General features: G+C 39.8%; 16 protein-coding genes and 2 tRNA genes. 12 read left to right on the plus strand and 6 right to left on the minus strand.

The features are described 5' to 3' along the window. Window positions 1–39: 39 nt before the first annotated feature. From MQE36_RS08015 to MQE36_RS08025, 3 genes are all read right to left on the minus strand, one after another. The gene (locus tag MQE36_RS08015; RefSeq protein WP_242938640.1) at window positions 40–780 is read right to left on the minus strand and encodes a hypothetical protein; all 741 of its coding nucleotides are present in this window, start codon (window positions 778–780) and stop codon (window positions 40–42) included. Window positions 781–1232: 452 nt separating this feature from the next. After that, window positions 1233–1685: a MarR family winged helix-turn-helix transcriptional regulator gene (locus MQE36_RS08020; protein ID WP_242938641.1), complete on the minus strand. Its 453-nt coding sequence runs from the start codon at window positions 1683–1685 to the stop codon at window positions 1233–1235. Window positions 1686–1695: 10 nt separating this feature from the next. After that, entirely contained in the window at window positions 1696–2448 is a 753-nt protein-coding gene (locus MQE36_RS08025) for an SDR family NAD(P)-dependent oxidoreductase (RefSeq protein WP_242938642.1), read from the minus strand. A 492-nt stretch (window positions 2449–2940) separates the two neighbouring features. On the opposite strand from MQE36_RS08025, the gene MQE36_RS08030 reads away from it, so the two are divergent. Both MQE36_RS08030 and MQE36_RS08035 read left to right on the plus strand, forming a co-directional pair. Continuing rightward, entirely contained in the window at window positions 2941–4572 is a 1632-nt protein-coding gene (locus MQE36_RS08030) for an ABC-F family ATP-binding cassette domain-containing protein (protein WP_242938643.1), read from the plus strand. Between the two features lie 344 nt (window positions 4573–4916). Next, complete coding sequence (locus MQE36_RS08035; protein ID WP_242938644.1) at window positions 4917–6035, plus strand: RDD family protein; 1119 nt, start codon at window positions 4917–4919, stop codon at window positions 6033–6035. A gap of 73 nt (window positions 6036–6108) precedes the next feature. On the opposite strand, the gene MQE36_RS08040 is transcribed toward MQE36_RS08035, so the two are convergent. The 3 genes from MQE36_RS08040 to MQE36_RS08050 all read right to left on the minus strand — a co-directional run bounded on the left by MQE36_RS08040 (window position 6109) and on the right by MQE36_RS08050 (window position 13584). Next, window positions 6109–7566, minus strand: coding sequence for a glutamate synthase subunit beta (locus MQE36_RS08040; protein WP_242938645.1), 1458 nt, complete (start codon window positions 7564–7566; stop codon window positions 6109–6111). 2 nt (window positions 7567–7568) lie between these two features. Then, on the minus strand, window positions 7569–12086 hold the full coding sequence (gltB, locus tag MQE36_RS08045; protein ID WP_242938646.1) for a glutamate synthase large subunit: 4518 nt from the start codon (window positions 12084–12086) through the stop codon (window positions 7569–7571). A gap of 355 nt (window positions 12087–12441) precedes the next feature. After that, window positions 12442–13584, minus strand: coding sequence for an acyl-CoA dehydrogenase (locus MQE36_RS08050; protein ID WP_242938647.1), 1143 nt, complete (start codon window positions 13582–13584; stop codon window positions 12442–12444). Between the two features lie 268 nt (window positions 13585–13852). Here MQE36_RS08050 and MQE36_RS08055 point away from each other — a divergent pair, with 268 nt between their 5' ends. The 10 genes from MQE36_RS08055 (at window position 13853) to MQE36_RS08100 (ending at window position 25094) form a co-directional block, all read left to right on the plus strand. Then, window positions 13853–15079, plus strand: a complete 1227-nt coding sequence (locus MQE36_RS08055) for a Glu/Leu/Phe/Val dehydrogenase dimerization domain-containing protein (protein ID WP_242938648.1) — start codon at window positions 13853–13855, stop codon at window positions 15077–15079. A gap of 17 nt (window positions 15080–15096) precedes the next feature. Next, window positions 15097–16491, plus strand: coding sequence for a sodium:proton antiporter NhaD (nhaD, locus tag MQE36_RS08060; RefSeq protein ID WP_242938649.1), 1395 nt, complete (start codon window positions 15097–15099; stop codon window positions 16489–16491). A 42-nt stretch (window positions 16492–16533) separates the two neighbouring features. Further along, window positions 16534–17223 (plus strand): MotA/TolQ/ExbB proton channel family protein, encoded by a 690-nt coding sequence (locus MQE36_RS08065; RefSeq protein WP_242938650.1) that lies wholly within the window; start codon window positions 16534–16536, stop codon window positions 17221–17223. 1 nt (window position 17224) lies between these two features. Then, on the plus strand, window positions 17225–17611 hold the full coding sequence (locus tag MQE36_RS08070) for an ExbD/TolR family protein (RefSeq protein ID WP_242938651.1): 387 nt from the start codon (window positions 17225–17227) through the stop codon (window positions 17609–17611). Continuing rightward, the gene (locus tag MQE36_RS08075) at window positions 17611–18435 is read left to right on the plus strand and encodes an energy transducer TonB (protein WP_242938652.1); all 825 of its coding nucleotides are present in this window, start codon (window positions 17611–17613) and stop codon (window positions 18433–18435) included. Before MQE36_RS08070 ends, MQE36_RS08075 begins: the two co-directional genes overlap by 1 nt. A 7-nt stretch (window positions 18436–18442) precedes the next feature. Beyond that, window positions 18443–19651: a bifunctional folylpolyglutamate synthase/dihydrofolate synthase gene (locus MQE36_RS08080; protein ID WP_242938653.1), complete on the plus strand. Its 1209-nt coding sequence runs from the start codon at window positions 18443–18445 to the stop codon at window positions 19649–19651. A gap of 69 nt (window positions 19652–19720) precedes the next feature. Beyond that, window positions 19721–19795, plus strand: a tRNA-Val gene (locus MQE36_RS08085). A 26-nt stretch (window positions 19796–19821) separates the two neighbouring features. Next, window positions 19822–19896, plus strand: a tRNA-Val gene (locus MQE36_RS08090). Between the two features lie 134 nt (window positions 19897–20030). Further along, on the plus strand, window positions 20031–21311 hold the full coding sequence (locus tag MQE36_RS08095) for a helix-turn-helix domain-containing protein (protein WP_242938654.1): 1281 nt from the start codon (window positions 20031–20033) through the stop codon (window positions 21309–21311). A gap of 660 nt (window positions 21312–21971) precedes the next feature. Continuing rightward, the gene (locus tag MQE36_RS08100) at window positions 21972–25094 is read left to right on the plus strand and encodes a SusC/RagA family TonB-linked outer membrane protein (RefSeq protein ID WP_242938655.1); all 3123 of its coding nucleotides are present in this window, start codon (window positions 21972–21974) and stop codon (window positions 25092–25094) included. The last annotated feature ends 11 nt before the right edge of the window (window positions 25095–25105 follow it).

Genomic DNA, 25105 nt, shown 5'->3' on the forward strand with positions numbered 1-25105 from the left:
ACATAGGAATATTTGAATATCTGTTTTTTTGTTAAATCTTTAAAAAACGCAGTCGCCGGAATTCTCAACTTTAACAATATTATCATTAACAGCTGTTGTTCTTATACATTGTCTGGTTTTATCATTCCACCAGTATTTATAATGCCGACCATTTGAATCATGTTGTTTCGATAGTTCAAAGCCACGGGCTTTTAATTCATCATAAGCGGATGAAGCCAGCCAGTTATTTAAATCATCTACTTTAACATGAGGATGGTTTCCGGCTCTGCCTGAATGGTATGAAGTGTTGTGGTTCCTTTGTTTAGAGCCGGCGGTATAACCTCTGGAGTAGGCATTTATTTCGATATTTGACGAATAAATGTTATGGAAGTTTTTATGGTATTGCCCGTCATTGTATCCCCTTTCGAAGGCATTGTCTTCATCATTGTTTGAGGAATGATGGCCATTATCATGATGATAGTTACTGTGTCTGGAATAATCTGTTCTGTTAGCAGTATTGGTTTTGTTGCAATCGGCGGGTAAGGTGCCAACAACAGATTGTACTCTTCCATCGCTGACCCGGGTACATGCACATTTTTTCTTGTTGGAGTTCCACCAATACTCATAAATGTCGTCATCTGATTTCTGTGATTTGATATGGTAATAACCATTTTTGCTCATTTCCTGATCCAAATAGGTTGCTTTCATATCTACTAATGATTGAAGCTCTTGAATTTTATCCTGTGCATTAAGTCCTGTGGACAGTAATATCAGGATCAGTAAGTTGAATTTTGTTTTCATAAGATGTTTTTTTGGTTTATGGATAGGTTTATACTGTTGTGTAACAGTGTATTAAATATAGCCATTTTTTGAGTGATATGCAATGTCCTTTTATTTCATTATAAGGTGTTTAGGCATGTGTTTATGCCAGAAGCTACTTTTGTTTTACAATGATATTTAGTATGAGTCTTATATTAATTGCTTTTACTTGCTAATCGGGATTTATCCCGTGTAGAAATCAGGAACCTGGCCTCATGTCCAATGTAAAATGTCTAACGGAATTTCACAGGGCTTGTGTCGAAATGTTTTCCGGCTCCACCGCTAAAAAGGTACGCTGTACCTTTTTTTACGCTTGGACCTGTCGTGAGCTTGATCCGAGATAGTTTGCTCTTATTAGGATATGGTGAATGGTCAGGTAACCACCGCGACTTTCTGAGGTTTTGCAATTTTATCCTATTGTAACGGAGCCATTATTAATTATTCGAACACGGTGGTTGTACTATAAGTTTAGACAGAAGATTGCTAAGTGTTTCAACTTCCTTATCGGTAAGCGATCCGTATATTTCCTCTATTTCAGATAAATGACTGAAGACCTGTTTGCATAATTTTTCACCATCTGAGGTTAGTTTGACATCAATTAACCTTCTGTCGTTGACATTAATTTTTTTTTCTATCAGGCCTTTCAGGATCAGACGGTCTACCAATCGGGATACACCCGCATTTTTCTCTATCATTCTCTTTAGTATATCGGAGGTAGAAAGCGGTGTGTCTGCCTCATCTAAAATAGATAATACATTAAACTGCTGTGAGGTTAGGCCGAATTTCTCAAAAAAGACCTGAGACTTATCAAACACATGCTGATAGGTCTCATATAAGGTAATGCCAAGCCTCTGTCTGGCGGAAATCTCGTGTTTGGAATCTTTCACAGCTTTAATCTTATTGAATGAGATAACCACCGTCTACAGGTAAATACGCACCGGTGCAGAAACTGGCGTCCTCGGATGCCAAAAATAGAACCGCCTTAGCAATTTCTTCCGGTTTTCCGAGCCTTTTCATAGCATGTTTTGATTCCATATAAGTTCTGTATTCCGAACCTTGTCCCGCATTATCCATCAACAAAGGTGTTTCTATGTATCCCGGACCTATAGCGTTCACCCGGATGTTATTAACTCCGTTTTCTAAGGCAGCTACTTTTGTAAGGCCAACAAGACCATGTTTTGAAGACGCATACGATCCAATTCCAAATTCGGCAACCTGACTCATAATAGATCCTATATTAACAATTGCTCCACCCGATGGTTGATTCCTCATTTGGATTATCTGATATTTCATTCCGTAGAAGACACCGTTAAGATTAACATTTAATACACGTTGCCATTCTTCAACGGGTTTCTCGTGAATTGGGGAAGAGTCGACAATACCTGCATTATTTACTGCAATATCAAGACTTCCAAAAGCAGCCACTGTTGTTGCTATGGCAGCTTCTACTTCATCAGGTTTTGATACATCACAAGCAACGAACTTTATTTCGCGACCTTCTTTCAAGAGGTCGTCTATGGCCTGTTGGTCCTTTTTAATATCAGCTATGACCACTTTGGCGCCTTCTCTGGCCATTAACATGGCAACGGCTTTACCTATTCCCGAATTACCTCCGGTTATAAATGCTACTTTATTTTCAAACCTTTTCATATTGCGTCTTTTTTAAATTAGTTAAACTTACAATTGTATTATCAATGATTAGTCATTGATTGTGTTAAACTTATTATAAATAAAAAGATTGGGTAACCTTACCTGTTGTTATAGAGCGTGTACGATCAATGCAGACGTAAACCGATGATGGATTTGTCGGACAGGTGAGAAAGAGAAGCCGCCAGGAAAGTTTTTCTGTCATGGAAATAGTACCGAGAACCTTTATGGTTCGTTTTCATCCCGATACAATTTTCTTTGTGATGCTACGAAAACCACTCGATGTAACGATATCATAAATAGTATTGCAAACCATGCGTCATGATGAGAGAGGAACGAACGACGTGGCGATCTCATTGGTTTAGTGATTGCCATTGAAGAGACTGTTGCATCACTCCCTTCGTCTGTTCTTCGCGAACGAGGTAATTTATTTCTATCTGAACAAGTAACAATATCACTTCAAAAAGTTACTTTTGCAGGCTTAAAATTAGTGTTATGATTTCAGTAAACGGACTTACGGTAGCGTTTAGTGCGAGAACCTTGTTCAAAGATGTAAACTTTGTGATCAACCCGAACGACAAGATCGCATTAATGGGGAAAAATGGAGCGGGGAAGTCTACCATGATGAAAATTATAGCAGGGGAGAAGCAAGCTAACAAAGGGAGTATTCAGTGTGCTCCTGAAACTGTAATAGCCTACCTTCCTCAGCACTTGTTAACTGAAGATAACTGTACCGTTTTTGAAGAGACTTCCAAGGCTTTCGGTCACATATTCGAGATGAAGCGGGAGATGGAAGAGCTCAATAAGCAATTGGAAACCCGGACAGATTATGAGTCTGAGGAGTATATGAAGATCATTGAACGGGTAAGCGAATTGGGCGAAAAGTTCTATTCGATAGAAGATACCAATTACGATGCGGAAGTAGAAAAGGCTTTGCTGGGTTTAGGGTTTAAACGTTCTGATTTTACGCGCAATACTTCTGAATTTAGCGGGGGGTGGCGTATGCGTATAGAGTTGGCAAAAATACTTTTAAAGAAGCCCGATCTGGTACTGCTCGATGAGCCTACCAACCATATTGATATCGAGTCGGTTATTTGGTTAGAAGATTTCTTAAAGAATAAAGCTAAGGCGGTGATTGTTATATCACACGATAAAACTTTTATCGACAATATTACCAACAGAACCATAGAGGTTACTATGGGGCGTATTTACGATTATAAAGCCAACTACTCGCATTACCTTTCCCTACGTGAAGAGCGTAGAGCACAACAGATAAAAGAATACAACGAGCAACAAAAACTGATTAAAGAAACCAAGCGTTTTATAGAGCAGTTTAAAGGAACCTATTCTAAAACAAACCAAGTGAGTTCGCGCCAGCGGATGCTGGAAAAGATGGAGCTTGTAGAGATAGACGAAATAGATAACTCGTCTATGCATTTACGTTTTCCGCCTTCGGAACGTTCAGGCGATTTCCCGGTAACGGTAAAAGATTTAAGTAAATCGTACGGAGATAATACGATATTTCAAGATGCGAACATGTCTATTGCCCGTGGAGAGAAAGTCTCTTTTGTAGGTAGAAACGGAGAAGGGAAATCGACCATGATCAAGATCATTATGGGAGAAATAGATTTTGATGGTCATGCACAATTAGGTCACAATGCCAAGGTGGGTTATTTTGCTCAGAATCAAGCTTCGTTACTCGATAACGATCTAACCGTTTTTGAGACGGTAGATAGTGTCGCAGAAGGGGAGATAAGAAAAGAGATAAAAAATATTCTCGGAGCATTTATGTTCTCGGGCGATGCTATTGATAAAAAAGTACAATACCTTTCGGGAGGGGAGAAAACCCGATTGGCAATGGTAAAGCTGTTGTTGGAGCCTGTGAATGTCTTAATTCTCGACGAACCTACGAATCACCTCGATTTAAAATCGAAGGATGTATTAAAGGAGGCTTTAATGAAGTTTGACGGTACGCTGATTCTCGTATCTCACGACCGTGCCTTTTTAGAAGGATTATCGCAAAAGGTATTTGAATTTAAAGACCAGCGTGTTATTGAGCATTTTGAAACCATCGATGAGTTTTTAGAAAGAAACCGTGTTGAACAGTTAAAGCATTTAGATTTGTGAGTTTAGTACTTGCTAGTTCGTAATTGAGTAATGAGAAAATAGAAACTAGGGAAGTTGTAAAGAACAATGTGGTGTGTCTAGTCTTTTTTTGTTTAATTTTAAATTTTATGATATCCTTTCTAATGATTTTATCATCAATCAGCTCTAAAGGTTTATGGATGTGACAATTAGATTTCTAAATTAGTTTGAATATCTTATACATACAACCCTTTGTTTTTCCGTGATTTTTTAGCTTGCGTGTTTTACACCAACATTCATGTAACTCTAATTGTTTTTTTTGTGTATAAATAATATATTTATGAGTGTAGGCTAATCCAAAATTTAAATTACCGGATCAAATGTTAATGGAGAAGATTAAACAATTTACAATTAAAAACCGCTTAGCTATTACCCTTATCATCGTCATTGCAGGGCTTCTTAGGGAAGTTTTAAGGATAGGAACTTCTGAATTAAATGTATGGGTGTACAGATTTTTAAATCTGTTTACGACAAGCCGTTTCAGGATAAATAGTATAACGTATAGTAATTATAATACAGATTTTTATATAGGCTTAAGTGACTTTCTCAATGTAGTTTACTTTGTATTGTTTATACTTGGGCTGTACCTTCTTTATAAAAGTAATGAAAAGGAGTCTCGTTTGATAAGGTTTTGTTATGCTATACTAATAGGTTTAGCATTTATTAGTATTATCGAAAAGGTATTTATTCTTGGTAAAAGTTTAATGGGCTCACTGACAATTGGCCCGCCTCCAGTAACATGGTATGTATATGTGCTTACTGATGTATTATTGCTTTTGGTGGTCTTTTATATGCTGTCTTACTATAACAGCTTAAAAGAACTGATTAAGAATACAGATGAGTATATAAATGATTTTAAAAAGTATTCATCAAGGGCGTATGCCAGTATGGGGCAAAGATTCTTTCACTATATTACGGATACCGTTATTTTCTTTATCTTAATTTATTTTAATTTTTTTAGTACCGCCCGGATATTCTTTTTCGATGATTATAATGAGGTAATGAATAATGAAACTACAATGACATTGGTTATGATGATAGTCCCAATAATATTGTTTTTTGGATATTATTTTTTCTTTGAGTTGTTTTTAGGAGCTACTCCAGCTAAGTTTTTAACAGAAACCAGGGTTATTTCAAGAAACCGGGAAGGGAAATTAAAGCCATTAAATATCCTTATACGATCTGTGTCGAGAAAGATTCCGTTCAATCCTTTGTCTTTTCTTTCCTCTGAAGAGGGGTACAAAAAAGGATCGAGAACACTTCAGGAAAATGATATGTACAGGGTAATAGGCTGGCACGATCAGTTATCCAATACGGTTGTTGCAAAGGAAGTGAATGATGGAATATCCGGTAAACGATATTTATGGATTCTGTTAATTGTTTTTTTAGCGTTAATAATTTATTTAGTGAAGGCTTTTGTAGATAGTGTTTATGGATTGTTCTAGGTGTTAAAACAAAAATCCCCGCAATGGTTAGTTGCGAGGCTTTTTAAAATATATAAATGTTGGTTAATGGCTTCTATACTGTAGGTAAATCTCCTTTTTCTTTTGATGGAAGTTCGGATGATCCTGTTAAATAGATGTCTACATGCCTTGCTGCTTCCCGCCCTTCAGAAATAGCCCAGACTATCAGCGATTGACCTCTGCGCATATCACCGGCCGTAAAGATGTTCGGTACATTGGTTTGATAGTTATTCCCCTTGATATTGGATCTGGCATCGGTGTCCAATCCTAATTGCTCAGGTAAGGTCTTTTCCGGCCCTGTAAATCCAAGAGCCAACAGCGCCATATCGCAAGGCCATTCTTTTTCAGTACCTTCTACTTCTTTTAGTTGTGGACGCTGTCCGGGAGTTTTAACCCATGCTACTTCTGTCGTTTTTAAGCCTTTAAGGTTTCCGTTTTCATCTTTTACAAATTCTTTGGTTAAGATGCTCCAGTTACGCTCACAACCTTCTTCGTGCGAAGAGCTTGTTTTAAGGGTAAATGGCCAGTAAGGCCAGGGGTTTTCATCTGTTCTGCTTTCTGCCGGGCGTGGCATAATCTCGAAATTGGTAACAGATTTGGCACCATGACGATTGGATGTTCCGACGCAGTCAGATCCTGTGTCACCACCTCCGATAACGATCACGTGTTTGTTTTCGGCATGTAATGCCTCGGTGGTTTCTGCTAATCCGTCTACCACTTCATTATTACGTTTTAAGAACTCCATGGCTTGTACCACACCTTTAGCATCGCTTCCTTCAATTGGAAGTCCTCTGCGTTGTGTTGCGCCACCACATAATACTACAGCATCAAACTCTTTTAGTTGTGAAGCATCGTAATTTTTTCCTACATGCACATTGGTTTTAAACGCTATACCTTCGGCTTCCAAGATTGCTAATCGTCTGTCGATAACGGATTTCTCCAGTTTAAAATCTGGTATTCCATAACGTAGTAGTCCACCTGCTTTTGCATCTCTTTCAAAAACCGTAACGCTGTGTCCGGCACGGTTCAATTGTTGTGCGGTAGCCAGGCCGGCAGGGCCGGACCCAACAACAGCTACTTTCTTTCCTGTTCTGTTTGCTGGTGGTTGAGGTTTGATCCAGCCTTCTTTAAAACCACGTTCAACAATATATTTTTCAATAAGTTCTATAGAAACCGATGGTTTGATGATACCTAAAACACAAGCCGACTCACATGGGGCCGGGCATAGCCTGCCGGTAAACTCCGGGAAGTTATTCGTTGAGTGTAATATTTGTAATGCTTTTTCCCAGTTGTTCTTGTATACCGCATCGTTAAAATCAGGTATCAGGTTACCAAGCGGACAACCGCTATGGCAAAACGGAATGCCGCAGTCCATACAACGGGCTCCCTGTTTTTCCAGTTCTTCCTGAGGAAGTTCCTCAGTGAATTCCTTATAGTTTTTAACACGTTCTTCAACAGCAACGTTGCTTTCGTATCCTTTGTCAAATTCTAAAAATCCCCTTAGTTTTCCCATGATTATGCTGTTGTTAATTCGGTTTCCAGTTCTTGTTTAGCAAGCATTTCTAATGCTTTTTTGTATTCGGTAGGCATTACTTTAACAAAGTTCTTTTGTTCTTCCCTCCAGTTTTTCAGGATGCTTTTAGCAATCGGACTGCCTGTATAATTAGCGTGGTTGCTTATCAGTTGTTGTAATTCTTCGATGTTTTCTGTAGATGGTTTTTCAATTTCTACCATCTCCATATTAAAGTTTCTCGAATCGATCGAATTGTTTTTATTGTAGATGAAGGCAACGCCACCGCTCATACCTGCGGCAAAGTTTCTTCCTGTTTTGCCCAGGATAACGGCAGTGCCTCCTGTCATGTATTCACAGCCATGATCTCCTATCCCCTCTACAACAGCTTTGGCTCCTGAGTTTCTAACCAGGAAGCGTTCTCCTGCAATACCATTGATATAGGCCTCGCCTGTAACAGCCCCATACATGGCAACGTTACCGATAATGATGTTCTTATGTGGTTCGAATGTAGCCTCTTCAGGTACTTTTACGATCAGCTTACCTCCTGACAACCCTTTGCCCAGATAATCATTGGTGTTCCCGGTAACGACCATTGTAAGTCCTTTGGTTGCAAAAGCTCCGAAACTCTGGCCTGCGGAACCTTTGAAGTTTAGGGTTAAGGTGTCTTCAGGCAAACCGTTGGCGCCATGTGTTTTGGTAATTTCATTACTTAAAATAGCCCCTGTGGTTCTGTTGATGTTGCTGATTGGGAAATCAAGCGACATTTTTTCTTTCCGGTAAATCGCAGGGTGAGCCTTGCTGATGATTTCAAAATCCAGTACATTTTCTAACTGATGATCTTGCTTCGTTGTGTTGTAAAGTTTGGTCGATGCATCGACTTGCGGTCTGTATAGTATATTAGAAAGGTCTATTCCTTGTGCTTTATAGTGCTCTATAGCTGTATTCATGTCTAGCTTCTGACTCTGACCAACCATCTCGTCGATAGTTTTGAAGCCTAATGAAGCCATAATTTCTCTAAGTTCCTGAGCAACGAAATACATATAGTTGATGACGTGTTCCGGAGTACCCTTAAAGTTCTTTCTTAATTCCGGGTCTTGAGTAGCGATACCGACAGGGCAGGTGTTGAGGTGACAGGCACGCATCATAATGCACCCTGAAGCCACTAACGGAGCGGTAGCAAAACCAAATTCTTCAGCACCTAATAAACAGGCAATAGCAACATCGCGTCCGGTCTTTAACTGTCCGTCGCATTCTACCACAATTCGGTTCCTTAAATTGTTCAGCACCAGTGTCTGTTGTGCTTCGGCTATTCCTAATTCCCACGGTAAGCCTGCATGCCTTAGTGAGGTTAACGGCGATGCTCCTGTTCCGCCGTCGTATCCTGATATTAAGACAACATCGGCTTTAGCTTTGGCAACACCGGCAGCAATGGTCCCAACACCGACTTTAGATACCAGCTTCACATTAACTCTTGCTTCGCGGTTAGCATTTTTCAAGTCGAAAATAAGCTGTGCCAAATCTTCGATTGAATAAATATCGTGGTGTGGAGGAGGGGAGATCAGCCCGACATAAGGTGTGGAATTCCTTGTTTTGGCGATCTCAGGATTTACTTTTGGGCCCGGAAGCTGTCCGCCTTCACCGGGCTTAGCTCCCTGTGCCATTTTGATCTGGATTTCTTTTGCATTCGACAGGTAGTCGATAGAAACTCCGAACCTCCCTGATGCCACCTGCTTGATAGCGCTGTTTCTCCAGTTTCCATTTAGATCTTTCTGGAATCTGCCCGGATCTTCACCGCCTTCACCTGAGTTGCTTTTGCCTCCGATTCTGTTCATGGCAATAGCAAGGTTTTCGTGTGCTTCCCGGCTGATTGAACCAAAAGACATCGCACCAGTCTTAAAACGCTTAACGATATCTGTCCACGGTTCTACTTCATCAAGGGGAATCGGATTTAATTCCTTGAGCCTGAACATTCCCCTAAGCGTCATTAAACGCTCGCTTTGTTCATTTATTAATTCTGCATATTCCTTGAATGTATCATACCTGTTTTGTCTGACCGCCTGCTGTAGTTTGGCAACCGATGCAGGATTGAACATGTGGCGCTCTCCGTTTCTTCTCCATCGGTAATCGCCACCGATTTCTAAGTCCAGGCTGGCGGCTGTAGACTGGCTTTTAAATGCTCTTTGGTAACGCTTCTGAATTTCTTTTTCTATTTCGTAAAGTCCGATACCTTCGATTCGGGTTGAAGTATTACAGAAATATTTATTTACAAATTTTTCGTTTAGGCCAAGAGCTTCAAATATTTGTGACCCTCTGTAAGAGTGTAGGGTAGAGATACCAATCTTATTCATGATCTTGATGATCCCTTTCCCAATGGCTTTGTTGAAGTTCTGTACGGCGTCGGCAGCTTTTACCCCGGTAATCTCACCTTCTTCAACCAGGTTGGCAATAATTTCGTTAACCATATAAGGGTTAATGGCGCTTGCGCCATATCCGAATAAGGTTGCGAAATGATGAGGTTCACGTGGTTCCGCCGATTCCACAATAATGCCCATTGATGATCGCTTCTTGTGCTTCTTCAATCCGTGATGTACATACGAGCACGCTAATAAACAAGGGATGGGAGCCAATGTTTCGGAAACTCCCCGATCTGACAGGATGATAATATTGTATCCTTCGTCAAGAGAGCGGGAAATTTCATTAATCATTTCTTCCAGCCTGGCTTCTAATCCGTTTAATCCTTTAGCTGCTTCGTATAAAATTGAAATAGATTTAGCCTTAAAGTCGGGATGCTCTATATATTTTATCTTGTCTAAATCCTCGTTAGAGATAACCGGATTTTGAATACGTAGTTTTTTAGCCTGTTCAGGGATAACCTCAAATATATTTCCGTCGGCACCAATAGATAAGCTTATATCCGTAACGATCTCTTCCCTGATACCATCCAATGGCGGATTAGTTACCTGGGCGAATAACTGTTTGAAATAATTAAATAATAATTGAGGTTTGTCTGATAGTACGGCAAGAGGGGTGTCGGTACCCATAGAACCAATGGCTTCTTTAGCTCCGGTAGCCATTGGTGTAATAATGGTCTTGATATCTTCTTGCGTATAGCCGAATAATTTTTCCCTGGTAATGGGATCAACAGCTTCCACAGGGGTTTTGTTACCCGTATAAGGAACATTGGCAAGTGGCAGCAGATTTTCGTCAACCCATTGCCTGTACGGTCTTTTGGAAACAATAGTCTCTTTTACTTCTTCGTCTTCAACAATTCGGCCTTCATTCATATCTACTAAAAACATCTTACCTGGCTCTAATCGGCCATGGTACTCGATGTTTTCAGGAGCGACTTCTACGACACCGGTTTCAGACGACATGATTACATAACCATCTTTGGTAACCGAATAACGCGATGGTCGTAAACCGTTACGGTCCAGTAAAGCTCCAATATAATTACCGTCAGTAAAAGGAATTGATGCCGGACCATCCCATGGCTCCATAATACAGGCATTGTATTCGTAGAAAGCCTTTTTGTTATCGGGCATGGACTGATGTCTTTCCCATGCTTCAGGAACCAACATCATCATTGCTTCCGGTAACGATCTTCCTGTTTGTAATAATAACTCAAGCACCATATCCATAGAGGCTGAGTCCGACTTGCCTTCGATAACCACGGGAGGGATGTGTTCTAGCTGGTCTCCAAACAATTCGCTGGCGAATAGTTCTTCCCGGGCTTTCATCCTGCTCAGGTTTCCGGTAAGTGTATTGATCTCACCGTTATGGCACATGTACCGAAAAGGTTGTGCCAGATCCCAGGTAGGAAAAGTATTGGTAGAGAATCTTTGGTGTACAAGGGCAAGTTTGGTAACCACATCCGGGTCTAAAAGGTCTAAATAATATCCGCTAATATCCTGAGGCATTAAAAGACCTTTATATATAATGGTAGTCGTTGAAAGGCTTGCAAAATAATAGAAACCTGCTTCAGCCATGCCGGAATCATAAATCTCATGCTCCGAGATCTTTCTTGCCGCAAAGATTTTGGCGTTGAATTCCTGTTCGTTTAAATCCTGCCCGTTCTTGCCGACAAATACTTGTTTAACCGTAGGTTCGCTTTGTGCGGCTATTTCGCCCAGTACATCCTTGTTAACAGGGACATCTCTCCATCCAATAACATGAAGTCCTTGTTTTTCAACGTTCTTATTAAATGAGTCAATACACAGTTTGGTCTGGTTTTCTGATTTTGGCAAGAATACCATGCCGACAGCGTATTCTTTTTGTTCCGGCAGTTCGAAAGCGCATACTTTTTTAAAGTATTCATGGGGGATTTCTATCAGTATACCGGCGCCATCTCCTGTTTTTCCGTCTGCACTGACGGCACCTCTATGCTCTAATCTTACCAGAATGTCAAGTGCTTTATGGATAATGTCGTTGGTACGAACACCTTTAAGGTTACAAATGAATCCTGCTCCACAGTTGTCTCTTTCAAATTTTGGTGAGTAAAGTCCTTGTTGTTTTGGTGTCATAATCATTGAGTTATTTCCACAAATTTACCCAAAGCCCTGTGAATTATTCATGTAATTGACAGGTAAACAGTTTAAAATTCAATGATTGTTAAATTTTAAGCAAGAAATTGTAAAATTAATATTTTGACGGGGGAGAGATTGTAGATTAGTGAATATGGATGGTTGTATTTCAGTTACCCCTTTATTTTTTCAAATCGATAGCAAATATTTTTGTTTTAGCGCAGAACAACCCCTTAAAAACAGGAAAATGTATTTCTGAAAACGACGTTTTTTAGGTAACACCCCCTTTATTGGTGTTCTTTACATAAGAAAAGAGGGCTGAAAGAGCCCCCTTTTTGTGTATAAAGAGTGTTTTTTAATCTCTTAGTATGGATCTCGAAATGACGATTTTCTGAATTTCTGAAGTCCCTTCATAGATCTGGGTAATCTTTGCGTCCCTCATAAGGCGTTCAACATGGTATTCTTTAACAAATCCATAGCCTCCATGAATTTGAACGGCTTCTACGGTAACATCCATCGCAACTTTAGAAGCATATACTTTGGCAACGGCGCTCGAAAGATCGTAATTGTCTCCATTGTCTTTGTCTCTTGCTGCTTTCATTATAAGAAGCCTTGCAGCTTCTATTTCGGTATACATATCGGCAAGTTTGAAAGCAATCGCCTGGTGATTGCAGATTTCTGTACCAAATGCTTTTCGCTCTTTAGAGTACTTTTTGGCCAGTTCGTAAGCTCCTGAAGCTATGCCCAGGGCTTGTGAGGCAATGCCGATCCTTCCGCCAGAAAGGGTTTTCATGGCAAACTTAAAACCAAAGCCGTCTTCGCCAATTCTGTTTTCCTTGGGAACCTTTACATCCGTAAACATCAATGAATGGGTATCACTTCCGCGGATTCCCAATTTATTTTCTTTTGGACCTACTTCAAAGCCCGGCATCCCTTTTTCCATAATCAGGGCGTTGATGCCATGATGCCCTTTTTCAGGGTAGGTTTGTGCTATGACAAGAAATACATCTGCCGTACCGCCATTGGTAATCCAGTTCTTTGTTCCATTCACTAAATAATGGTCGCCTTTGTCCAGGGCTGTTGTTCTTTGTGATGTGGCGTCACTTCCTGCTTCCGGTTCAGACAAGCAGAAAGCACCTATGATTTCTCCGGAAGCAAGGCGGGGTAAGTATTTTAGTTTCTGCTCTTCGTTTCCGAATTTTTCTAATCCCCAGCATACTAAAGAGTTGTTTACACTCATTACTACAGAGGCAGATGCGTCGATCTTGGAGATCTCTTCCATGGCAAGGACGTACGACACGGTGTCTAACCCGCTACCGCCATATTCAGGCGATACCATCATTCCCATAAAACCAAGTTCTCCCATCTTTTTTATCTGCTCTGCGGGGAACTGTTGCTTTTCGTCTCTTTCGATTACACCCGGCAACAATTCTGTCTGTGCAAAATCCCTCGCCGCCTGCTGTATCATTAAATGTTCTTCAGATAGTTTAAAATCCATGTCGTTTTTAGTGTTTTTGTATAAAAAGTGTTCAAATATAGCTTTTAATTGCGATATTTTCAATTGAATAGCCCTGTAGGTGTTAATTCAATAAAACAGAACTGTCGGAGTAACAAGAAAATTTATAAGTCGAAAGATTTAATATGTATTAGTTGTTTTAATTACAGAGGAAAGTTAAGGAGTTTTTTATATTTGTTGCTACTAAAATTTTAGGGATTACATTCATCCTCTAATATTTAACTCACTGACGAACTAAGAACACACATTAATGAAAGAATTATTAAAACAATACGAAGAAAAACACCCTGAAATAGTGTTTCATTGGAATGATCCGGAAACTAATGCGGAAGGGTGGACCGTTATAAATTCGCTTAGGGGCGGAGCTGCCGGTGGCGGTACCAGGATGAGAGTAGGTTTGGATATGAATGAAGTAACCTCTCTGGCTAAGACAATGGAAGTGAAGTTTACCGTTTCCGGCCCTGGAATCGGAGGTGCGAAATCAGGGATTAACTTTGATCCTAAAGATCCGCGTAAAAAAGGTGTTCTGGAACGTTGGTATAAAGCCGTTTCACCTTTGTTGAAAAGTTATTACGGAACAGGAGGCGATCTCAATGTAGACGAAATACACGAAGTTATCCCGATTACGGAAGATTGTGGCGTGTGGCATCCGCAGGAAGGGGTCTTTAACGGACATTTTAAACCGACTGAGGCCGATAAGATAAACCGCATCGGGCAATTGCGCCAGGGAGTGATAAAAGTAATCGAGAGCAATGCGTATTCTCCGGATGTGATGAGGAAATATACCGTTGCAGATATGATCACCGGATATGGTGTGGCTGTGTCAGCCAAACATTATTATGATATTTACGGAGGATCAATAGCAGGAAAAAAAGCTATTGTACAGGGGTTTGGTAATGTGGGTGCAGCTGCGGCCTATTATTTGGCTCAGATGGGCGCTAAGATAGTAGCTATTGTAGATGTAGTTGGAGGGGTTATCAATGAAGAAGGGTTTAGTTTTGAAGAAATTAAATCGTTCTACCTTGATAAAAAAGGAAATAACCTGAATGCTGAAAATCTGATTCCTTTTGAGGAGATGAATGAAACGGTATGGAATATTCCTGCTGAAATATTTGCGCCATGTGCAGCATCCCGTTTGATAACAAGAGAGCAGATAGAAAGTATGATAAATAAAGGCCTGGAAGTTGTGTCATGTGGTGCCAATGTGCCTTTCGCCGACAAAGAGATATTTTTCGGGCCTATAATGGAGTATACCGATAGGCAGATCAGTCTGATCCCTGACTTTATCTCTAACTGTGGAATGGCAAGAGTTTTTGCCTATTTTATGGAAAGAAGGGTGGCGATGACCGATGATGCTATTTTTGAAGATACTTCAAGTACTATTAAAAAGGCATTGTTAAATACTTTTAAGCAGAGTGCGGCAAAAACGAATATCAGCAGCACTGCATTTGAAATAGCATTAAAACAATTAGTATAATAACTTAAAATTTATTCATGGAAACCATTATTCTTGTAGTATTTGTATTAGGATATCTGGCAATTACGTTAGAGCATAGCCTAAAGGTAGATAAATTAGTGCCGGCATTGGCCATGATGGCGGTGCTGTGGGCATTAATTGCTTTAAATGTTGATGTTTTTCCTTCCTGGTACGACTCGGCAAAGCAATCTATATTAGAGAATTTTTCTTTGCTGGGACATGAAGAAAAAATTCATATGTTGGAAGAGACCCTTCTACATCACTTGGGGAAAACGGCAGAAATATTAGTGTTCCTTTTGGGAGCGATGACCATTGTTGAGATTATCGATTATTTTGATGGGTTCTCTACGATTAAAGGATATATTAAAACAAGAAGCAAAAGAAAGCTTTTATGGATAATCACGGCTCTTGGCTTTGTGCTTTCTGCGATTATAGACAACCTTACCGCAACAATCGTTTTAATAACAATCTTACAGAAGGTCATTAAGGATAAAGAACTTCGTTTGTGGTTTGCGGGGCTGATCGTTATTGCAGCAAATGCAGGAGGTGCCTGGTCTCCGATTGGAGATGTTACAACAACAATGCTCTGGATTGCTAAAAAAGTCAGTGTAGCCCAATTAATCGAACACGTGTTTATTCCTTCGTTATTGTGTTATATAGTGCCTACTTTTATAGCATCCAGGATGAAAGTGTTTAGCGGGAGCATTGAATTTGAAGATGAGGCGCCGTCAAAATCCAGACATGCCTCTATTATGTTTTATTTAGGTTTGGGGGCTATTGTTTTTGTTCCTATATTTAAAACGGTGACCCATTTGCCTCCTTACGTCGGAATGATGTTGTCGCTGGCGGTTGTGGCCACTTTGGCAGAGATATACAGTAATAAGAAATTCAGTCTGACAGAAATAGGAGGTGAAAGTCAGGCGCATTCACATCATAGTCCGGTTCATAGTGCTTTAGGAAGGATTGAAATGCCAAGTATTCTGTTCTTTTTAGGAATCTTATTGGCTGTAGCAGCACTGGAATCATTAGGGATGTTATTCCATTTCGCAGGGACATTGAATGAAACAATGCCTAAATTAGGAACGGAAATGCATGCTACGCATTTGTCTGATATCGTAGTGATGCTTCTTGGTGCGGGGTCTGCTGTTATTGATAATGTACCTCTGGTAGCGGCAAGTATAGGGATGTTCCAGATTCCTATGGATGAGCCGGCGTGGCATTTTATTGCTTATTCGGCAGGAACAGGAGGTAGTATGCTGATCATAGGTTCTGCAGCCGGAGTTGTGGCTATGGGAATGGAAAAAATTAATTTCTTCTGGTATTTGAAGAAGATAGGTTGGTTGGCAGCTATTGGTTTTTTGGCCGGTGGGGCAGGATTTATACTTTTAAGGAATTTAGTGTTGAATGCATAATTTTTAACCCCGATAATCGTTATAACAAAAATTAAATAACCTATGCTATTATTTCAAGAAGCTGCACAAGAGGTTGCAGAAGAAGTGCTTTCTGAAGAGAAAACACTTTCGGTAGTAGATCTTATCATGAACGGCGGTGTCGCCAGTATTGTTATCATTGCAGTGCTTTTTGTGCTACTGGCAGTGGCACTTTATATTTATTTTGAAAGATTGCTGGCTATTAAGGCCGCATCCAGAGTCGATAAGAATTTTATGAATCAGATCAGGGACCATGTGTCGAATGGCAAGTTAGATGCCGCACGCTTGTTGTGTGCCCAGACAGATTCACCGGTGGCCAGATTAACCGAAAAAGGGATTTCCCGTGTCGGTAAACCTTTGGAAGATATAAATAAGGCTATTGAAAATGCGGGGACTTTAGAGGTGTATAAACTTGAAAAGAATGTGAGTATATTGGCTACTGTAGCCGGAGCTGCACCCATGATCGGTTTTCTCGGAACTGTTATTGGTATGATTTTGGCGTTCCATCAAATGGCAACAAGTGGAGGGCAGGCTGAAATGGGGCTACTGGCAAGTGGTATATATACGGCTATGACAACTACTGTGGCAGGTTTGGTTGTGGGTATTATAGCTTATATCGGTTACAACCACCTGGTGGTCAGAACAGATAAAGTAGTGCATAATATGGAAGCGAATGCAGTAGATTTCCTTGATCTTTTAAACGAGCCGATCTAAAATGAAATTAAAGGGAAGAAATAAAGTGTCGCCCGAGTTTAGTATGAGCTCAATGACGGATATAGTGTTTCTGCTATTGGTGTTTTTCATGCTGACTTCGAATGCGCCCAATGCGCTGGACCTTTTACTGCCGAAAGCAAAGGGCAAATCTACCAATACCCAGAATGTTGCGGTAAGTATAAACAGGAATCTGGAGTTCTTTGTCGATAGTGAAAAAGTAAACCCCGAATTTCTTGAAACGGAATTAAAGCGTAAACTCAAAGGGGTCGATAAGCCAACGGTCATCCTTAGGGCAGAAGAGAGTGTGCCTATTGAAAATGCAGTTAACGTAATGGATATAGCAAACAGGAATAATTATAAAGTAATTTTAGCAGTAAGGCCACAGTGATGTCGTTAGTAGATACAACACATAAAAGAAAATCATTAGCTATTACCACGAGTTTGTTAGTGGCATTATTGCTTTTGATGTTCTATGTCGGGTTATCTTATCTGGATCCGCCTGTGGAAAACGGAATTACTGTAAATTTTGGGACTACAGATTATGGTTCCGGAAACCGACAGCCTGCAGAGCGCGTGAAAACTGCGCCTCAGCCGGTGCAGGAGCAACCAGAGGAAGTTAAGCCAGTCGAGTCTGAGAAGCAGATGGAGGATGTGGTTACAAGCAATGATGAAGAGGCTCCTGTTATTCCTCCAAAGAAATCAACGCCCAAAGAAACGCCTAAAACTGAGCCTAAAAAAGAAGAGGTGAAGAAAGTTGTAGAAGAGCCTAAAAAGCCTTCCAGAAGTACAACGGATGCTTTATCGAGTATTATCAATGGTCCCAAGAATGACGGAAAGGCTTCAGGTAGTGAAGGTGATGATCATGTAGCTGGTGATAAAGGCCGGCCGGATGGCAATCCATATGCCAGTAGTTATTTCGGAAGCGGATCGGGAAGCGGGGTCGGTTATGGGTTGAATGGAAGGTCTCTGGTGTCCAAAGAAAAGTTTATTCAGGATTGTAATGAGTCCGGCAGGGTAGTGGTGCAGATTGAAGTGGACAGGTCCGGAAAAGTTATCAGGGCAACTCCGGGGGTTAAGGGGACGACCAATAATCATCCATGCCTTTTGGAACCGGCAAAGCGTACAGCGATGTCCCACCGCTGGAACCTCGATCAGGAAGCGCCTTCCCGTCAGATCGGTTTTGTTGTTGTTAATTTCAGACTAGGCGAATAAAATCACTATGACATATCAGGAAACACTGGACTGGATGTTCAGTCAGTTGCCGATGTACCAGAAAGAGGGCAAGGCTGCATTTAAAGCTAAACTAGATAATATTCAGGCGCTGTCGAAGCATTTAGGTCATCCTGAGACACGTTTTAAAAGTATTCATGTGGCCGGTACTAACGGGAAAGGATCTACGAGCCATATGTTGGCTTCAATTCTGCAGGAAGCCGGTTATAAAGTGGGTCTGTATACCTCTCCTCACTTAAAGGATTTTCGCGAGCGGATCAGAATCAATGGAACGGAAATCTCAGAAGCGGATGTGATCAGGTTTGTAGATGTAAATAAAAGCTTTTTTGAAACTCAGGAGCTTTCTTTCTTCGAAATGACCGTAGGGATGGCTTTCGATTATTTTGCGGCTCAGCAAGTGGATATTTCGATAATTGAAGTAGGTTTAGGTGGAAGACTGGATTCAACCAATATCATCACACCGGAAGTATCCGTAATCACCAACATAGGACTAGATCATACCGATATGTTGGGTGAGACCTTACAAGAAATAGCCTATGAAAAGGGAGGTATTATAAAAAAAGGTGTCCCGGTCGTCATAAGCGAATATCATGAAGAAACATTCCCTGTGTTTAAAGAGATTGCCGCCGCGCAGCAGTCGCAAATTTTATTGGCAGGAGACACGGAACGCTCATATACTACCGATCTGTTAGGTGATTATCAGGAAAAGAATATAAGAGGAGTGGTGGCCGCTATTCGGTTATTGCAAGGCTTTATAATTGAAGAGAAGCACATTGAGAGCGGTCTTGGGAACGTCGTTAAAAATACGGGCCTTTTGGGAAGATGGCAGGTCTTAGGGCATTTTCCTTTGGTTATAGCGGATACTGCACATAACAGGGAGGGACTGCTCCTGGTTCTTAAACAATTAAAAAGGTTATCATATAAAAATTTACATATTGTCCTGGGTGTTGTAAGGGATAAGAAATTAAGTGATATTTTGCCATTGTTCCCTCATAAGGCACAATATTATTTTTGTCAGCCAAAAATTTCTAGAGCACTGTCTGCGGCTGAGTTGCGAACAGAAGCGAATGAGTTTTTTCTGAAAGGAGATGCATATGCTTCTGTTAATGAAGCATATAAAAAAGCATTGAAAAATGCTTCAAAACAGGATCTGGTTTATATAGGGGGCAGTAATTTTGTTGTGGCTGAAATATTATAGAAAAAAAATCAAGTTTTCTTTGTGTGAGTCAAAAACTATTGTATTTTTGCATCCGCAATAATGAAGTGAGGGCTCTTAGCTCAGTTGGTTCAGAGCACCTGCCTTACAAGCAGGGGGTCGCTGGTTCGAATCCAGCAGGGCCCACAAATTATTGTTTTATTGGTTACTCAGGGCTCTTAGCTCAGTTGGTTCAGAGCACCTGCCTTACAAGCAGGGGGTCGCTGGTTCGAATCCAGCAGGGCCCACAAAAAGGAGATGTTAAAGCATCTCCTTTTTTTGTCTCTTATTTGTTAATTAACTAAAGTTTAAGGGATATATAGGTTGCCTACAGTGTTCAATTTTTATTTTTGAAGGTTCTAAAGAAAGGATTTGAATCGTAATGCTACTTTGTTTAAAGTTTTTTTCGATTACTTTTGCGTCAATACATGAAATTACAGGTGTTGAAGATATCTATTATGTGCATAACCTGTTTTTTAATATTCTTTTTCTTCTTGCGGGTTTATCCGGTTTGGTTTTAAGTGCCCGTCTGTTCTTTAGGTCTCGAAAAAGTACAGCGCTCTCTTATTTAACTATTTTTGTGTTGGCTATTTCTATGGCTATACTAGAGCTTGTTTTGTATTGGTCTGCAGATTGGCAGTACGATCCGGTTGTCCCCTTGTATCGATTGTTGTTCTTTTTGTGGGCGCCTTCCGTTTATTTATTTTTTAAAAAGAAATTGCATCCCGAAACATATTTGATTACAACAAGAGCACTGCTCGTTCATTATAGTTTGTTCTTCTTGTGTTTTGTTTCTGTGTGGTATGTTCAGTCATCTGCTCTTCAGGATAAAGCTCCGATTTACGTTTTTTTTGATTTTGTGGCCAACAGGGTTTGGTTCAAGGCTGTTGTGTTGTTGGTTTATTTTATTTTAATGTGTAGTGATTATCTTAAAATGAATAACAGGCTTTCGTCATACCATAAAAAGTATATTGTAGCCTTGTTTGTATATTATCTGAATTTAATTGGTTTGTTGGTAGCAAGAGCTGTGTTAGATCATGAACCTTGGTTTGTTTATGTTTCGAGCTATGCCTTTGCTGTTCTTTTTGCATTGTTTATCCTTTTTACCGGGTTGGTTGCTTTTTTTGATGAAAAAGTTCTTATGGAGACTTTTTATAATCCTGATAAAGAAAGAAGAGCTCGCAAGACGACTGATGCCAATGCCATTGCTATAGGTATGAAAGGTGGCTTCGATCCGGGTTTCCATGATATTGCTTTTTTAAAAGATAGATCGTCCCAAAAGTATAAGAACAGCGGGCTTACTGAAAGTATGGTGTCGCAGCTTAAATCGAATCTTTTGAAATTGCTTGAAGAGGATAAAGTGTATTTCGAGAGTGACATTACGTTAGATAAGCTGGCTCATTTGCTGAATACAGATCGGTATAGTGCGTCTCAGGTGATTAACCAGGAATTTGGTAAAAGTTTTTATGAGCTATTAAACGACTATAGGGTAGAGGAGGTTAAACGTTTGTTGGCGGGGACAATGTTTAATGAAAGTGTAATCCAGGTGGCTTATAGTGTCGGTTTTAGCAATCGGGTTTCTTTTAATAAGGCTTTTAAGAAGCGAACAGGAAAAACGCCTACGGAATATATGATTGATGCGAGGAAGGAATTGGGGACCTGATGTCACTAGCTTCAGGGTGCTTAATGTTAATTATCGTCGGGATGTGTCATTTTTTATCGGAGTTAATTTGAATTAAAGGGGAACAACCTAATTTCGCGCCGAGGTCAGAATAGTTTATTCCACTAAACTTTATATTGTATTTTATTTGAATTAGTCCTCTATATAAAATATTATATTCTGGCCTTTCATTCTTCTACTAGTTTCAGGGTTACCAGTACTGTTAGCATCCGTCAGATTTGAGAAACATTGAGTTTGTAAACCGGTTTTTTTCGCAAGGAAAAACGATTTAGGTTGTAATAACAGGGTGGTCTTTTATTTTGTTAAAGCTTATTCTTTATTTCCGGTTTCCTTTTTGAATAGATGGAGAGAAAACATCAATATGAGGAAGTTTGTTCGGATTTTTCATAAATTCAGTTAATTTATTGAGAGTTTTTAATGTAAATATAGGTCGGGATTCATTAATTTGGGTCGGTGTTTATTCAATTTAACATTCGTTTAACTTCATTTGTTGCTGTTTCATTTGGTTTAGGTTACTTCGTGGATATCCGTTAAGTTTTATATCCTGTATATTATTTTATGAGAAGCTGACTTTCCGGTAAAGTATAGCAATCTGGCCTTATGGGACTTTATATTTATTACTAACTCAAATTATTAACTTTTATGAGAATTAGGTTTTACTTGTTTTTAAAGGTGTTCCTGATTTCAGTCATTGCGATGGCTCAGGAAAAAACAGTAACCGGTATGGTAACAGATCAAGATGGTCTGCCGTTGCCAGGGGCGAGTGTTATTGTAAAAGGTACCTCAAATGGTACTCAAACAGATTTTGATGGAAATTATTCCATCAATGTAGCGAACGGATCAACATTGGTATTTTCTTATGTTGGTTTAAAAACTACGGAAAGAGTTGTAGGGGCGTCTTCAACTATAAATGTTACATTAGAACAAGATTCACAGGCTTTAGAAGAGGTTGTGGTTGTTGCTTACGGTACGGCTAAGAAAGCAACTTTTACAGGGTCTGCTTCTGAAGTAAAATCACCTGAACTGGAAAATATTCCTGTAGCGACTTTTACAGATGCTTTACAGGGTAACTCCAGTGGTTTACAGGTGAATAGTACTTCCGGAGATCCAGGATCAGGTTCTGCTATTCGTATCCGTGGTATCGGATCTTTAAGTGCTGATAGCTCTCCGCTTTATGTAATTGACGGGGTGATAGTGAATAATGGAAACGTTTCAGAATTATTTGATGCAGATAGTCCTACTTCATTAGCTTCATCGGATGTTTTGTCGAGTCTTAATCCGGCAGACATAGAGTCTGTTACGGTTCTTAAGGATGCAGCGTCAACATCAATCTATGGTGCTCGTGCAGCAAACGGGGTGGTTCTGATCACAACTAAGAAAGGTAAGAAAGGAACGGTTAGGATCAACTTTGATACCAAATACGGTCTTTCGTCTTTGCCAACTGATGGGTACAAGCTTTTAAATTCTGCGCAGTATTATCGTACATATTACGATGGTTATATCGCAAGCGGATTTACTTCAGACGAGGCGAATCAAAGAACGGTAGCTGCTTTATCAGGGAACAATCCTTATAATGTGGCTAATCCTATCAATGCAAACGGACAATTACTTCCTGATGCACGTATCATAACTGATACTGACTGGGTAGACCAGGTATTCGGAACCGGTGAGATCAAAGAATATAACTTAAGTGCATCCGGAGGTACTGAAAAGACTTCTTATTTTACTTCACTGGGTTATTTAGATCAGACAGGTATTATCGGAGGTACTGATTTCGAAAGGATTTCAACAAGAATTAATCTTGAAACACAACTTTCAGATAAGGTTAAAATAGGAACAAATACGTCACTTACCTATACGAACCAGAATAGAGCTTCTGCAAGTACTGCCGGTGCATCTGCTGTAAGAAATGCTTTATTGTATGCAAATGCTATTCCTGTTTATCAAATGAATCCTGACGGATCAATTGTACTTGATGACAAAGGAAATAAAGTATATAACTTTAATAACCCTGTGAGTTTAGATTTCAACCCTTTGTATACTGTTGAAAACGATGTGTATAACACAAAAACTTATAGAGTTTTGTCAGGTATTTTTGCTGAGTTTGACTTAGATTTTATTACGGAGGGCTTGAAGTTCAGAACCGATGAGTCTATCGACTTCTCTAGTATTGATGATTTCCAGTTCTACAATCCATTCCATGGAAATGGACCAAGTGTAAACGGTAGAGGTTATGCAATCGCTTCTTGGAACTCATTGTGGACAGCTTCTCAGAAGTTCATCTACGACAGAACCTTTGGCGACCACCATTTTAATGTTCTTGCCGGTTTTGAGAACTCTGAGAACAGAAACCGTGTGATTACTGCACACGCAACCCAATATGCGATCTATGGAGATGTAGTATTGCCGGATCTGGCAAATGCAGCTCAGTACGAGGGAGCAAGTTCAACTACTGACAAATGGTCAATATTATCATACTTTGGCCGTGTAAATTACGATTGGAAGGATAAGTATTCAGTATCTGCTTCATACAGAAGAGATGGATCTAGTAGATTCGGTAAAAACAACAGATATGGTAATTTCTACTCAGTGGCTGGTTCCTGGAGAATTTCAGGAGAAAGGTTTATGGAAAATGTACAATGGGTAGATAACTTAAAATTACGTGGTAGTTACGGTACGTCAGGAAATGACAGAGTAGGATTGTACGACTATATCACGAACTTCTCTTCATGGAATTATGACGGTATGCCTGGTAATGCATTATTTAAGCCTGGTAACCCTGATCTTTCTTGGGAAGAAAGTGCTACTTTGAACGTAGGTCTTGATTTTAAATTGTTCAAAAACAGATTAAATGGTAGTGCAGAATACTATAGCAGAGAGACTTCTCAGTTATTGTATGAAACGCCAATATCACTTGTTTCCGGTTTTTCTGACGTTATTAAAAACTCAGCATCAGTTAAAAACTCTGGTTTCGAATTTAGCTTAGATTACAGACTGATCAATTCAGAAAACTTTAAGTGGGATCTAGCTGCCAACTATACCATTAATACCAATGAGATCTTAAGTTTGCCAACTGAGCAGCAGATCAACGGAACCAAAATATGGGAAGAAGGTGGTAGTATTTATGATTTCTACCTGAGAAAGTGGGCAGGAGTTGATCCTGATAATGGAGATCCGCTTTGGTATACAGATGTTGTTGGAGCTGACGGCCAATTGGAAACTACCAACGATTACAATACGGCAGACAGATTTAACGTGGGATCGGCACTTCCTGATGGATATGGTGGTTTCCAGACAACCTGGAGCTATAAAGGGTGGAGTTTATCTGCTAATACATACTTTAGTATAGGAGGTAAAATTCTTGATCAGGTTGAAGCTGACTTGCTTAACGATGGTAACGATCTTGGATACCAGTTATCTGCAAAGCAACTTAATTCTTGGAAGACTGCAGGCGATATCACTGATGTACCTCGCTTTATCCCGAATAACGCAAATAATTCTAATGGTAGTTTGTCAACAAGATATCTTTACGATGCAACATATGCTAAATTAAAGTCCGTAACTTTGTCTTATGCAGTTGATAGAGATGTGTTGAATAAGTTTGGTGTTAACAGTTTATCTGTTTACGTATCAGGTAATAACTTATTGACTTGGACTAAATCAGACTTCGAAGGATTTGATCCTGAGGTTGGTTTAAACGGATTAACAAGTTATGTAACTCCTAATGCAAGAACAATTGTTATGGGATTAAAATTAGGACTATAAAATAAATGAAA

It is taken from the genome of Zhouia spongiae, assembly GCF_022760175.1.
GTDB lineage: Bacteria > Bacteroidota > Bacteroidia > Flavobacteriales > Flavobacteriaceae > Zhouia > Zhouia spongiae.